The sequence below is a fragment of the Micromonospora parathelypteridis genome, from assembly GCF_014201145.1.
GTDB lineage: Bacteria > Actinomycetota > Actinomycetes > Mycobacteriales > Micromonosporaceae > Micromonospora > Micromonospora parathelypteridis.
This window is the reverse complement of record NZ_JACHDP010000001.1, coordinates 1,839,335-1,852,512: the sequence shown is the minus strand read 5'-3', so window position 1 is coordinate 1,852,512 and position 13,178 is coordinate 1,839,335. Positions and strand designations below refer to the sequence as shown.

Here is a 13,178-nt window from a genome sequence, read left to right as displayed (position 1 = left end):
CTGCTGGCACCCCGAGAGGGGGGCGGGCCGGGTCAGGCCTCGGCGCGTTCCCGCCACTGGGTGAGCGCGATGCCGTGGCCGTCCGGGTCGCGGAACGCCGCCGCCCACACCTCCAGCTTGGTGCCCCGGTTGACCACCCGTGGCGCGTACGTGAATCGGACGCCCGACTCGCGTAGCCGCTCGTACGCCGCTTCGATGTCGTTGACCTCGAGGTTGACGTGCACCAGCCGGCGGCTGATGGGCGCGGCGCCGGTCACCTCCCGCAGCACGAGCCGGGTCGTGCCGGAGGCGAGTACGGCGTTGCCGGCACCCTGGTCGACCTCGGTGAAGCCGAGCACGTCGCGGTAGAAGCCGAGCGACCGGGACAGGTCGGTCACCAGGAGGGTGAGGCCCACCCCGCTGATCGGCGCCGCCGGGTCCGCAGCCGCGCCCCCGTCGAACCCGAAGATCGCCTCGTCCAGTTCCGCGTCGGTGACGGTCTCGCGGGCCGCCCCGACCGTGGACGGATCGTCCAGCGGAAGGTCGAGTGGGTCGAGCGGGTCGGTCGCCCGTGGGCCGGACCGCTGCGCGGGCGGCGGGTCGAAGCGTTCCGCGGGCGGCGGGTCGGTTGTCCGGTCGTCCTCCGGCACGTCGAAGGGACCGGCGTCGGGCTCGTCGAAGCGCTCCTCGGCCGGCGGACGCGGTGCCGGGGTGGCCCGCCGGGGCAGCCCACCACCGGCCTGCTGCTCGACGACGACGCCCTCCAGGACCACGGGGCCGCCCGGGCTCTGGTGCATCACCACGGGCTCGCGCTCGTCGGACACGACGCCCGGGTCGTCGCGCAGGGGGTCGGGGCGCAGCGGGTCGCTGGTGCGCAGAGGGTCGGGGCCGAGCGGGTCCCGGAACGGGTCGCGGAAGTCGTCCCGGAAGTCGTCGTCCGGCCCACGGTCGGCCCACGGCGGGGCATCCTGCTGGATCAGCACCTCGTCGATGGCGTCGGCGTCGGCGAACTCCGGTGGGAGGTCCGCGACGGCGGCGGCGGTCTCGGCGTGGGTCAGCACCTCGTCCCAGAGGACCTTGACGTGCCGCTGGTCGTCCAACGCGACCCGGATCGGCAGGGTCTGGCCCAGCGACGGCCACTTGGCGACCGGCACCCTCGGCTCGATGATCTTCTTGGATCGGGGCGGCAGGCCAGGCGCGTCGATCACCAGTTGCAGTTCGCAGCGGCCGAACGCGTACTGGGTGGGTGGTTCGGAGGCGCTGTGCACGTGCCCGACGCCGACCACCCAGGTGCGCCCGCCGCCGCGTACGGTCGCCAGCGCGATCGCCAGCACCAGCAGGGCGACCCCGAGAGCCACGATGGCCCAACTGGTCATGCCCAGCCCGAAGAGGACGACGAACGTGGCCACGGTGCCCAGCACCGTGCCGATCAGCTTGCGTACCGGCGCGATGGGCCGGTTCCCGCCATTCGCCACAGTGGACCTCCCGGGGGTCAGGGCCAGGCTAGGCCGGATCGGCCGCCGGGGGAAAGACCGGCCGCCGCGCCGGCGCCGGGACCGGGTCGCTAGGCTGACCGTACCGATCCCAAGCGTTCAGCGCGTACAGGAGGAACCCAGCGTGTCCAGCAACAGCCCGGATGAGCGCAGCCTCGTTCTGATCAAGCCCGACGCGGTCCGCCGCGGCCTGGTCGGCGAGGTCCTCTCCCGCTTCGAGCGCAAGGGGCTGCAGATCGACGCGATGGTGCACCGGACGATGGACGCCGCGCTCGCCGACGAGCACTACGCCGAGCACGTCGACAAGGCGTTCTACCCGCCGCTGAAGGACTTCATGACCAGCGGTCCGCTGGTCGCTCTGGTGCTCTCCGGAGATCAGGTCATCGACGTGGTCCGCGGGCTCGTCGGTGCCACCGACGGGCGCAAGGCCGCCGCCGGCACCATCCGGGGTGACCTGTCGCTGTCCAACCGGGAGAACCTGGTGCACGCCTCCGACTCGACGGACAGCGCCAAGCGCGAGATCGCGCTCTGGTTTCCTGAGCTGGGCTGACGCGACCCGGCCGAGACCGACCGTCGGCGCCGGCGTTCAGTCGACGGACTGCAGTTTTGTCGGGTTGCCGACCACGTAGATCCTGGTGATCTGACCGCCTGCCGCGGCGATGGTGAGGGTGTACCGAGTGCCGTCCGCGCGGGTGATCACCACTGCGGGTTCCCCGTTGAGTTCGACCCGTTCGATCGTCATCGGGTGGCGCGGGCCGTAGATCCCGGCGTAGAACCGGGCGATCCGGTCCGCGCCGCCGACCGGGTTGAGGGCGGCCCGAACCCGCCCACCACCGTCGTTCCAGGCGACGGCGTCCGAGGCGACCAGGCCGGTGAGGGTTTGCAGGTCCCCGTCCTGGGCGGCGGCCAGGAACGCGTTGAGCAGCCGCTCCCGCTCCGAGCGGCTGGCGGTGAACCGGCGCTGCTCCTGCCGTACCCGCGCGGTCGCCCGATGATGCAGCTGCCGGCAGTCGGCGGCGGACCGGTCCAGGATCTCGCCGATCTCCGTGTACGGCAGCTCGAAGGCCGTGTGCAGGACGTACACCGCCCGCTCCGGCGGGGTGAGCCGTTCCAGGACGTGCAACAACGCCGTGGAGAGCGAGTCGCGCAACTCCGCGTGGTCCAACGGCCCGAACGGCGAGGGCGTGGTCGGCACCGGCTCGGGCAACCACGTCCCCACGTACGTCTCGTGGGCGGCCTGCCGGGCCCGCAACCGGTCCAGGGCCAACCGGGTGACCACCCGGGACAGGTACCGGCGCGGCTCGCCGACAGCCGAGCGGTCCACGCCCAACCAGCGCAGGTACGTCTCCTGCAGCACGTCCTCCGCGTCGTGCCGGCTGCCGAGCAGGCGGTACGCGAGCCCAAGCAGCATCGGCCGGTGCGCCTGGAGCGCACCGGCCGCCTCTGCTGCCTCGGTGGTCACGCCTGGGCCGGAGGCTCCAACCGCATCGTCACTCCGATCCGATTCCACACGTTGATTGTGGCAATCGCGATGACGAGGTCGGCCAGTTCCTTCTCCGACCAGACCTTTGCGGCGGCATCCCACACCTCATCCGGAACACCGTGCTCACCGAGCCGGGTGACCGCGTCGGTGAGCGCCAGCGCTGCACGCTCCCGCTCGTCGAAGAACGGCGACTCCCGCCACGCGGCGACCGCGAACAGGCGGCGGCTCGACTCGCCTCCGGCGAGCGCGTCCTGGCTGTGCATGTCCACGCAGTAGGCGCACCCGTTGATCATCGACGCCCGCAGTTTCACCAGCTCAAGCACGGTGCGGTCGACGTTCGACTGGACGTACTTCTCCAGCCCCAGGACGGCCTGGTACGCCTTCGGCGCCACCTCGCCGGGATTCATTCGCTGCATGACTACCTCCCCTGATCGGTTCGACACCGACACGACGGATCGGCGGGGGCGTGTCGTGACAGCCAGGGCTGTGACTCCGGTCATGCCGACCGGACAACCGGCGTTCCGACCCGCGTCATCCGCATCGCCGATCGCGGTCATCTCCGCCCGGTAGACCGACGGGGTCAACCCATCACCGGGAGGAAGCATGACCGAGCTTGATCGACGTACCCTGCTGCGGGCTGGCCTGGTGGCCGGTGCCGGAGTCGCCGGCGGCGCCCTGCTGGGCGGTGCCGGCGCGAGCGCGGCCCCGGCCTGGCGCCCGGCCGGACGCCCGGTACTCACCCACGGTGTCCAGAGCGGTGACGCCACCGCGGACTCGGCGCTGGTCTGGACGCGGGCCGACCGGCCGGGCCGGATGCTGGTCGAGGTGAGCCGTCGGCCGGACTTCCGGGGCGCCCGGAAGCTGCGGGGCCCGGTGCTCACCCCGAACGGTGACTTCACCGGAAAGGTCCGGCTGCGCGGCCTCCCGGACGCCGAGCGGCTGCACTACCGGGTCCGGGTGGAGAGCCTGGACCGGCACGGGGTCGTCAGCGAGCCGCTGACCGGAACGCTGACCACCGCGCCGGGTCGGCACCGGCGGCGCGACGTGAAGTTCGTCTGGACCGGCGACATCGTCGGGCAGGGCTGGGGGATCGACCCGAACTTCGGCGGGATGTCGATCTTCCGGGCGATGCGGGAGACCCGGCCGGACTTCTACCTGTGCAGCGGCGACACGGTGTACGCCGACGGCCCGCTGGTCGAGTCGGTGACGCTGCCCGACGGGCGGATCTGGCGCAACCTGGTGACCCCGGAGAAGAGCAAGGTCGCCGAGACGCTGACCGAGTACCGGGGACAGTTCGCCTACAACCTGCTCGACAAGCACCTGCGGGAGTTCGCCGCCGCGGTGCCGCAGATCAACCAGTGGGACGACCACGAGGTCCTCAACAACTGGTACCCGGGGGAGATCCTGGACGACCCGCGCTACACCGAACAGCGGGTGGACGTGCTCGCCGCCCGGGCCCGGCAGGCCTTCAACGAGTGGCTGCCGGTTCCGGTCGACGGCCCGATGTACCGGCGGCTGTCGTACGGGCCGTCGCTCGACGTGTTCGTGCTCGACATGCGGACCCACAAGGACCCGAACGACGGCAACACGTACGCCGACCCGAAGCGCGGCCTGCTCGGCCGCGAGCAGCGGGAGTGGCTGATCCGGGAGCTCAAGCGGTCCACGGCGACCTGGAAGGTGATCGCCAACGACCTGCCGATCGGGGTGGTGGTGCCGGACGGTCCGACTGCCCAGGAAGGCGTCGCGCAGGGCGACCCGGGCGCGCCGGCCGGGCGTGAGCTGGAGTTCGCCGAGGTGCTGCGGGCCACCCACCGGGCCGGCGTGACCGGCATGGTCTTCCTCACCGCCGACGTGCACTACTCGGCCGCGCACCACTACGACCCGTCCCGCGCGTCGGTCGGTGACTTCACCCCGTTCTGGGAGTTCGTCTCCGGGCCCGCGCACGCCGGCGCGTTCGGCCCGAACGCGCTGGACGGCACGTTCGGCCCGAAGGCGGCCTTCGTGCACGCCCCGCCGCAGGCCAACAGCTCACCGGCGGAGGGCTTCCAGCACTTCGGTGAGGTCTCCATCGACGGGAAGTCGGAGGCCCTGACGGTCCATCTCCGCGACCGCGACGGCGCCTCCCTCTGGTCCACCACCCTCCCCGCCCCCTGACCCACCAACCCCCGACCCCGCCCCCGCCCCTGCCCCGCCCGGGCCGGGTCGGGGGTCGGGGGCGGGTTGGGTTACAGGGTGTCCAGGGAGGCTCGGCGGCGGGACTCGGCTTCGAAGACCTTGAGTAGGAGTGCGGCGAGGACGGCGTAGGTGGCGGCGATGGCGAGTTCGGCGGCGAGCTGAGGTGCGGCGGCCCGGAAGCCGTCGCCTGCGACCAGCCGGCGGGCCGCCTCGGCGGCGTGGGTGATCGGCAGCAGCTCGCCGGTGACCCGCATCCAGGCCGGTAGCCCGGCGGCGGGCACGTTCACCCCGGTGAGCAGGAGCAGCAGCGCAACCGAGACGTTGGAGACCAGCCAGACATCGCGGAACCGAAGCCCGATCGCGCCCAGGGTCAGGCCGAAGAAGCCGCAGGCCAGCGCCGCGACCGCCAGGGTCAGCAGCAACCCCGGCAAGGCGTCGAGCGGTACCCGGAGGCCGAGCAGCAGCGACGCGGCGCTCATGGTGGTCACCGCGATCAGCAGACCATTCGCCGCGTACGGCAGGACCCGGCCGAGGAAGACCGCGGTGCGGCTGCGCGGCGACAGCAGCACGTGCCCGAGGGTGCCGAAGCGGCGCTCGTTGGAGACCGCCATCGTGCCGCCGAAAACGCAGGCCAGGGAGGCCGCCAGTACCGCGTTGCCGGTGATGTAGAAGCCGTCGTCGGCGACCCCGAGCTGGCGTCCCAGGTAGGCGAAGAAGAGCAGCTGGAACAGCGGGCCGACGAGCAGCGTGCCGACGAACATCGCCGGGGTGGTCCAGTTGAACAGCGCCCGGTAGGCGATCACGCCACCGGTGCCGACCAGGCGGAGCAGTGCGGTCATCGTCGCCTCCTCAGGCCAGAGCGAGGGTGGCCGCCGCGCGGGCTCGCCGCTCGACGTGGGTCATCATGATCGCGCCGAGCACCAGGCAGGCCAGGCTGATCGCCAGGCAGACGCCGAGCGACGGCCAGACCGGCCCGCTGCCGGTGGCCGCCTCGCGAACCGCACGCGCACCCCAGGTGGTGGGCAGTACGGCGGCGATCGGGCCGGTCCAGCCGGGCAGCGCGGTGATCGGCACGAGCATCCCGGAGACCAGCCAGATCGGGTACTCCAGCGTGTTGGTCAGCGCGTTGGCGTTGCGTAACAGCACGAACGTGGAGGCGAGCAGCAGGCCGAACATGCCGAGCCCGATGATGCAGCCGGGCACCGCGACCGCGAAGGCCAGCGGGTCGGCGAAGGTCAGCGGAATGCCGTAGAGCAGGCGGCCCCAGGCGAGCGTGGCGACCATTGCGTACGTGCCGGTGAGCGCGGTGGCCAGCGTGATCGGCAGCACCACCAGAGCCGGCGGCCGGGGCGCCAGCATGATCATCTCCAGGGTGCCCTGCCAGCGCTGGTTCTGGATCGCGCCACCGGAACCGAACAGCACCGACGACCAGACGCCCATCAGCCCCGCCCCGACGGCGGCCTCCAACAGCCGACCCGGCTCGCCGCCGGCCCGGAACAGGTAGACGGCCAGGGTCGCCTGCACCACCGGCACGATCAGCGCCGTGGCGATCTCGAACGGCGACCGGCTGAGCTGCTTGGCGTGCAGCAGCGCGCCCACCGCGATCATCCGCAGCGTCCTCACCCGGCCACCGCCTCGACCGGGCGGGCCTGTGCGTTCACCCGGTTCACGATCGCCACGTACGCGTCCTCCAGGGTGGGCTGCCGGGCGGTGACCCGACCCAGCCGGACCCCGTCCAGCGCGCGCAGCACGTCCGCCTGCACGTCCACCCCCGCGTCGGACTGCACGCTCAGCACCTGGGCCGCCCCGGCGACGGTCACGCTTGCCTCCCGTACGCCGGGCAGGGCGTGGATGGCGGCGAGCGGGGCGTCGTTGACCCCGTACGCCTCCACCTCCAGCACCTGCCGGCCGTCGGCGTGATGGCGCAGCTCGGCGGGGGTGCCGAGGGCCTGGATCGTGCCGTTCGCGATCACCGCGATCCGACCGCACAGCTCGTCCGCCTCGGCCATGTAGTGCGTGGTGAGCAGCACGGTGGTGCCGGTGGCGGCCAGTTCGGCGACGGTCTGCCGCAGTTCCCGGGCGGCCACCGGGTCCACACCGATCGACGGCTCGTCGAGGAAGAGGACGCTCGGCCGGTGCAGCAGGCCCCGGGCGATGTGCAGCCGCTGCCGCATGCCCCGGGAGTAACCCTCCACCCGGTCGTTCTCCCGGCCGGTCAACCGGACCAGCTCGAACAGCTCGGCGATCCGCCGTTTCTGCTCCCGCCCCGGCACGCCGTACAGCTCGGCGAAGTAGCGCAGGTTGTCCCGGGCGGAGAGCCGGTCGTACAGGCCGCGGTCGCCGCCGAAGACGTACCCGATCCGCCGGCGTACCTCCCGGGTCTGCCGGACCACGTCGAAGCCGCAGACCCGGGCCTCACCGGCGGTCGGGATGAGCAGGGTGTTCAGCAGCTTGATGGTCGTGGTCTTGCCAGCGCCGTTCGGTCCGAGCAGGCCGAACAGCTCCCCGTTGCCGACCGTCAGGTCGACGCCGCGGACCGCCTCCACCTCCCGGCGCTGTGGTCGTAACCAGCCCGTTCGGCTGCGGTAGGTGCGGCGCAACCCGGCCGCCTCGATCGCGTACTCGCTCATGGGCGGCCACGGTAGGAGCAGCGGGCGGGCGGGGAAATGAATTCGGATCGGGCCGAATGCTCAGGCCGAGGCGGTCACCGGCTCGTCGCCGATCAACTGCACCAGGGCCACGCCGGCCGGTTCCAGCCCGTACAGCACCCGCCGGCCGACCCGACGACGGTGCACCACGCCGGCCGTGAGCAAAGCGGAGAGCTGCTCCGAGACGGTGCTTGGGGCCAGCCCCAGGGTGGCCGCGAGGCCGGCGGTGGTCGCCGGCCGGGTCAGCGCCCGCAACACCTGAGCCCGCCCTCGGCCGACCAGCACCGCGAGCCGGTCGATCGCCGGGTCCGTCGCGGGCCGGTCGGCGATCGGCCGGTCGGCCAACAGCACCGAGCCCCGGGCCTGGTACGAGACCGCGAGGATCTCCGAGTGATCGGTGGAGAAGGTGAGCGCTCCTCGGGAGAAGATCAACGGGATCAGCAGCAGCCGCTGGTCGACCGCCGTGAACTCCCCCTCGAACGGCTTGACCAGGGTCAGCACCGGCTTCTCCCAGAGCACCCGCTCGTGCAGGTCGGCCAGCAGCGCGTCCGGGCCGTGCGCGGCGAGCGCTCGCGCCCGGTGCAACACCTCCTCGTCCAGGGCAGCCCGCATCGCCGGCCACCAGGGCGCGATCGCGGCGTTCCAGTACGCCTGGAGGCCGTCGGCGAGCCGGTTCAGGGCCGCCTGCCGATCGGTGACGAACGGACGCAACCAACCCGGGAGGTCGGCGGGACGGTGGTAGCGGGGAAGCTGCTCGGCGATCACCGAGGCTGGCGTGGCCCGGAGCACGGCCAACTCCTCGGCGATGGTCGGGCTCGCCGTCGGTGGCACCGGGCCCAGGAAATCCGGGTACCAGGCGCCGGTCTCCGCATAGAGCCGGGCCGGGACAGCCTCCGGCAACTCGGCGAGCACCCTCCGGGCGTGCCGTGCCCAGCCGGTGTAGGGCCAGGGCGCCTCGTCCGGGTACCGGTCGAGCAGGTAGAGGCTGCACTTGGCCTCCCACAGCGGGCTGGTCGCGATCCGGGTACGGGCCAGCGTGGGCTCGTCCAGCTCGATCCTGATCACCCGGCCAGCCTAGGCGGCGGTCGGCGCGCGGGATTACTCGGCGGCGGAGCGGTGGGCGGGTCGAGTATCGTTGAGCACCGTAAGGCGATGACCCGGCCATCACCGGTGAGCCTCCGGAAGAACAGCCGGGTGACCGGCCCAGTAGAACCGGACGGGTCCGGCCCGTCACAGCCGGTAAATGAGCGGGCGGTCGATCCTGACCGCCAAGCGGGGTGGTACCGCGGACCACCCGGGAGCGCCGACTGAGGCGTACCCCGGAAAGGTTCGTCCTCGCAGACCCACTGATGAGTGAGCTGCGCGAGGAGAGCGACCCCCGATGGCCTATCCGATGCACGACCCGACCGCCGCCGGTGTCCCGGCGAGCCCGGACCTGCCCGCGGTCGAGCGCCGGGTGCTGGAGCACTGGACGGCCGACAAGACCTTCGAGGCGTCGGTCGAGGCCCGCCCGGCCGGCGACGACGGCAAGAACGAGTACGTCTTCTACGACGGCCCGCCGTTCGCCAACGGTCTGCCGCACTACGGCCACCTCTTCACCGGCTACGTCAAGGACGTGGTGCCGCGCTACCAGACCATGCGCGGCCGGCACGTCGAACGGCGCTTCGGCTGGGACTGCCACGGCCTGCCCGCCGAGGTGGTGGCCGAGAAGCAACTCGGCATCACCAGCAAGGCGGAGATCCTCGACCTGGGCGTGGCCCGGTTCAACGAGGCCTGCCGCACCTCGGTGCTGGAGTTCACCCAGGACTGGGAGCGGTACATCAACCGGCAGGCCCGCTGGGTCGACTTCACCAACGACTACAAGACCCTCGACCTGGACTACATGGAAAGCGTCATGTGGGCCTTCAAGACCCTGCACGACAAGGGTCTGATCTACGAGGGCTTCCGGGTGCTGGCGTACTGCTGGCGCTGTGAGACGCCGCTGTCGAACACCGAGACCCGGATGGACGACGTCTACCGGGACCGGCACGACCCGACGCTGTCGGTGTGGTTCGGGCTGACCCCCGACGAGTCCGCCCCGGAGTTGCTGCGCGGCGCGGTGAAGCTGGGCGTCTGGACCACCACGCCGTGGACCCTGCCGTCGAACCTGGCGCTCGCCGTCGGCCCGGACATCGAGTACGCGGTGCTGGAGCACCGGGGTTCCCCGGACAGCGAGGGCAGCGGGGAGCGGTACGTCGTCGGCGCGGCGCGGCTGGCCGCGTACGCCAAGGAGCTGGACGGTTACGAGCAGGTCGGGACGGTGTACGGCCGGGACCTGGTCGGGCGCCGCTACACCCCGCTGTACGACTTCCTCGTCGAGCAGGCCGGGGAGAACGCCTACCAGGTGCTCGGCGCGGGGTTCGTCACCACCGAGGACGGCACCGGGATCGTGCACCTGGCGCCGGCGTTCGGTGAGGACGACCAGGACGTCTGCAACGCCGCCGGCATCCCCACCATCGTCACGGTCGACGATCACACGCGGTTCACCGCGCTTGTCCCGCCCTACCAGGGCGAGCAGGTCTTCGACGTCAACAAGCCGGTGATCCGGGAGCTGAAGGAGCGGGGGGTGGTGCTCAAGCAGGACACCTACACCCACTCGTACCCGCACTGCTGGCGCTGCGACACCCCGCTGGTCTACAAGGCGGTGTCGTCGTGGTTCGTGGCGGTGACCCAGTTCCGCGACCGGATGGTCGAGCTGAACCAGCAGATCAACTGGACGCCGGGGCACATCAAGGACGGCTCGTTCGGCAAGTGGCTGGCCAACGCCCGGGACTGGTCGATCAGCCGGAACCGGTTCTGGGGCTCGCCGATCCCGGCCTGGAGGTCCGACGACCCGAACTACCCACGGTTGGACGTCTACGGCTCGCTCGCGGACATCGAGCGGGACTTCGGCGTACGCCTGACCGACCTGCACCGGCCCGCGGTGGACGACCTGGTCCGCCCCAACCCGGACGACCCGACCGGCAAGTCGATGATGCGCCGGGTCCCGGAGGTGCTGGACTGCTGGTTCGAGTCCGGGTCGATGCCGTTCGCCCAGGTGCACTACCCGTTCGAGAACGCGGACTGGTTCGAGCACCACTACCCGGGTGACTTCATCGTCGAGTACATCGGGCAGACCCGCGGCTGGTTCTACACCATGCACGTGCTGGCCACCGCGCTGTTCGACCGGCCGGCGTTCCGCAACTGCCTCAGCCACGGCATCCTGCTCGGCTCGGACGGGCGCAAGATGTCCAAAAGCCTGAGCAACTACCCGGACGTCTACCACGTGTTCGACTCGTACGGCTCGGACGCGATGCGCTGGATGCTGATGTCCTCGCCGGTGCTGCGCGGTGGCGACATGTCGGTCACCGAGGCGGGTATCCGCGACGCCGTCCGGCAGGTGCTGCTGCCGCTGTGGAACGTCTGGTACTTCTTCACGCTCTACGCCAACGCGGACTCCCACACCGCCCGTCGCCGGACGGACTCGACGCACCTGCTCGACCGGTACGTGCTGGCCAAGACGAACGAGCTGGTGTCGACGGTCGGCGCGCAGATGGACGCGTACGACATCTCGGGTGCCTGCGCCACCGTCCGTTCCTACCTGGACGCGCTGACCAACTGGTACGTGCGCCGTTCCCGGGACCGGTTCTGGTCCGGTGACGTCAACGCGTTCGACACGCTCTGGACCGTGCTGGAGACGCTCTGCCGGGTGGTGGCGCCGCTGGCGCCGCTGACCGCGGAGGAGATCTGGCGCGGGCTCACCGGGGAACGCTCGGTGCACCTGACCGACTGGCCGGAGGCGACCGAGTTCCCGGCCGACCACGACCTGGTCGCCGCGATGGACGCCACCCGGGCGGTCGCCTCGGCGGCGCTGTCGCTGCGCAAGGCCAAGGGGCTGCGGGTACGACTGCCGCTGTCCACGCTGACCGTGGCCTCGCCGGCGGCGGAGCAGCTGCGCCCGTTCGCCGACCTGGTCGCCGACGAGGTCAACGTGAAGGCGGTGGAGTTCAGCGCGGAGCTGTCCGCGTACTGCGAGCAGGTCCTGACCGTGGTGCCCCGGGCGCTCGGCCCCCGGGTCGGCAAGCAGGTGCAGCAGGTCATCAAGGCGGTCAAGGCGGGCGACTGGGAGCTGGTCGACGGCGCCCCGGTGGCCGCTGGTGTCACCCTCGCCGAGGGCGAGTACGAGTTGCGCCTGGTCGCCGCCGACGCCGAGCACTCCGCGCCGCTGCCCGGTGCCGAGGGTGTGGTGGTGCTGGACACCGAGGTCACCCCGGAGTTGGCCGCCGAAGGGCTGGCCCGCGACGTGGTGCGGGTGGTCCAGCAGGCTCGCCGGGACGCCGACCTGAACATCTCGGATCGGATCGTGGTGGCGGTGTCGGCGTCCGAGGAGGTGCGTGCGGCGGTGGCCGCGTACGCCGACTTCGTCTCCGGTGAGGTGCTGGCCGACTCGGTGGACTTCGTCGAGGGCCTCGACGGCTTCGACGGCGAGGTCGGCGAGGGCGAACGGGTGACGGTTACCGTCCGCCGCGTGTGAGGGAGGTGCCCTTCCTGACGCCTCGCGCACAGGAAGGGCACCTTCGCAACGGAACATCGCCAGGGTGCGGGCGCCTCGCCACCTCAGTCGGTGAGGTGTGGAGGCGTCCGCTACCGTGACACCGCCTGTCCGTACCTCATCTGCCGGAGGACCAGTGCCCCTGCTCTACACCATCGGCAAGCTCGCCGTGGGGCCCACGCTGCGGTTGGCGTTCCGCCCGACCGTCGAGGGGCTGGAGAACGTGCCGGAGACCGGCGGCGCGATCTTCGCCGGCAACCACCTCTCGGTGGCCGACGAGCTGTTCCTCGGCACGGTCGTGCCCCGGCACCTGGCGTTCTGGGCGAAGTCGGAGTATTTCAAGGGCACCGGCGTGAAGGGCGCGATCTCCAAGTTCGTCCTCACCGGCCTGGGCGCCATCCCGGTCGAGCGGGGCGGCGGTCGGGCTGCGCTGTCCGCGTTCGACGCGGCGATCCCGGCGCTCGAGGCCGGTGACCTGGTGGTGGTCTACCCGGAGGGCACGCGCTCGCCGGACGGCAGGCTCTACCGGGGGCGGACCGGGGCGATTCGGCTGGCGACCTCCACGGGCGTGCCGATCATTCCGGTGGGCATGATCGGCACCGACAAGGCCCAGCCGATCGGGGCCCGGGTGCCCCGTCCCGGCGCTGCCAAGATCACCATTCGGTTCGGCAAGCCACTGGACTTCAGCGGTCGGCCGACCGACCGCACCTCGCTGCGGCAGATGGCCGACGAGATGATGAGTGAGATCCAGAAGCTCACCGGCCAGGAGTACGTCCCCCGCTACGCTCCGCCGCGCGCCCACCCGGACCCGATCCGCGAGGCCTGACCCG

The 13,178-nt window shown here is 71.6% G+C and carries 11 protein-coding genes; 4 read left to right on the top strand and 7 right to left on the bottom strand.

What is annotated here, in order from left to right; all coding sequences use genetic code 11:
• Nucleotides 1–32: 32 nt before the first annotated feature.
• Nucleotides 33–1,454: a VOC family protein gene (locus HNR20_RS07945; RefSeq protein WP_184177781.1), complete on the bottom strand. Its 1,422-nt coding sequence runs from the start codon at nt 1,452–1,454 to the stop codon at nt 33–35.
• 142 nt (nt 1,455–1,596) lie between these two features.
• Between HNR20_RS07945 and ndk the strand changes: the two genes are divergently transcribed.
• Nucleotides 1,597–2,022 carry a nucleoside-diphosphate kinase gene (gene ndk / locus HNR20_RS07940; RefSeq protein WP_184177779.1) on the top strand — a complete coding sequence of 142 codons (426 nt, stop codon included), beginning with the start codon at nt 1,597–1,599 and terminating at the stop codon, nt 2,020–2,022.
• A gap of 36 nt (nt 2,023–2,058) precedes the next feature.
• On the opposite strand, the gene sigJ is transcribed toward ndk, so the two are convergent.
• Nucleotides 2,059–2,934 (bottom strand): RNA polymerase sigma factor SigJ, encoded by an 876-nt coding sequence (gene sigJ / locus HNR20_RS07935; RefSeq protein ID WP_184177777.1) that lies wholly within the window; start codon nt 2,932–2,934, stop codon nt 2,059–2,061.
• Nucleotides 2,931–3,362 carry a carboxymuconolactone decarboxylase family protein gene (locus HNR20_RS07930; protein WP_373291062.1) on the bottom strand — a complete coding sequence of 144 codons (432 nt, stop codon included), beginning with the start codon at nt 3,360–3,362 and terminating at the stop codon, nt 2,931–2,933. Before HNR20_RS07930 ends, sigJ begins: the two co-directional genes overlap by 4 nt.
• Nucleotides 3,363–3,558: 196 nt before the next feature.
• Here HNR20_RS07930 and HNR20_RS07925 point away from each other — a divergent pair, with 196 nt between their 5' ends.
• Nucleotides 3,559–5,109: an alkaline phosphatase D family protein gene (locus tag HNR20_RS07925; protein ID WP_184177773.1), complete on the top strand. Its 1,551-nt coding sequence runs from the start codon at nt 3,559–3,561 to the stop codon at nt 5,107–5,109.
• Nucleotides 5,110–5,180: 71 nt separating this feature from the next.
• Here HNR20_RS07925 and HNR20_RS07920 read toward each other — a convergent pair whose 3' ends face one another.
• Genes HNR20_RS07920 through HNR20_RS32645 form a run of 4 tightly spaced genes read right to left on the bottom strand, consistent with a single transcriptional unit; the run spans nt 5,181 to nt 8,843 of the window.
• Nucleotides 5,181–5,969 carry an ABC transporter permease gene (locus HNR20_RS07920; RefSeq protein WP_184177771.1) on the bottom strand — a complete coding sequence of 263 codons (789 nt, stop codon included), beginning with the start codon at nt 5,967–5,969 and terminating at the stop codon, nt 5,181–5,183.
• Nucleotides 5,970–5,979: 10 nt separating this feature from the next.
• Nucleotides 5,980–6,753 (bottom strand): ABC transporter permease, encoded by a 774-nt coding sequence (locus HNR20_RS07915; protein WP_229687222.1) that lies wholly within the window; start codon nt 6,751–6,753, stop codon nt 5,980–5,982.
• Nucleotides 6,750–7,760, bottom strand: coding sequence for an ABC transporter ATP-binding protein (locus HNR20_RS07910; protein ID WP_184177769.1), 1,011 nt, complete (start codon nt 7,758–7,760; stop codon nt 6,750–6,752). Before HNR20_RS07910 ends, HNR20_RS07915 begins: the two co-directional genes overlap by 4 nt.
• 60 nt (nt 7,761–7,820) lie before the next feature.
• Entirely contained in the window at nt 7,821–8,843 is a 1,023-nt protein-coding gene (locus HNR20_RS32645) for an ArsR family transcriptional regulator (protein ID WP_184177767.1), read from the bottom strand.
• A gap of 316 nt (nt 8,844–9,159) precedes the next feature.
• On the opposite strand from HNR20_RS32645, the gene ileS reads away from it, so the two are divergent.
• Both ileS and HNR20_RS07895 read left to right on the top strand, forming a co-directional pair.
• Nucleotides 9,160–12,330, top strand: coding sequence for an isoleucine--tRNA ligase (ileS, locus tag HNR20_RS07900; protein WP_184177765.1), 3,171 nt, complete (start codon nt 9,160–9,162; stop codon nt 12,328–12,330).
• A 154-nt stretch (nt 12,331–12,484) separates the two neighbouring features.
• Nucleotides 12,485–13,174 (top strand): lysophospholipid acyltransferase family protein, encoded by a 690-nt coding sequence (locus tag HNR20_RS07895; protein WP_184177763.1) that lies wholly within the window; start codon nt 12,485–12,487, stop codon nt 13,172–13,174.
• Nucleotides 13,175–13,178 lie beyond the last annotated feature (4 nt).

Bases quoted from the DNA above. Each gene is read 5' to 3' on its own strand.
- HNR20_RS07930 (WP_373291062.1), bottom strand. From the start codon at position 3,362: ATGAATCCCGGCGAGGTGGCGCCGAAGGCGTACCAGGCCGTCCTGGGG.
- HNR20_RS07925 (WP_184177773.1), top strand. From the start codon at position 3,559: ATGACCGAGCTTGATCGACGTACCCTGCTGCGGGCTGGCCTGGTGGCC.
- HNR20_RS07920 (WP_184177771.1), bottom strand. From the start codon at position 5,969: ATGACCGCACTGCTCCGCCTGGTCGGCACCGGTGGCGTGATCGCCTAC.
- HNR20_RS07910 (WP_184177769.1), bottom strand. From the start codon at position 7,760: ATGAGCGAGTACGCGATCGAGGCGGCCGGGTTGCGCCGCACCTACCGC.
- ileS (WP_184177765.1), top strand. From the start codon at position 9,160: ATGGCCTATCCGATGCACGACCCGACCGCCGCCGGTGTCCCGGCGAGC.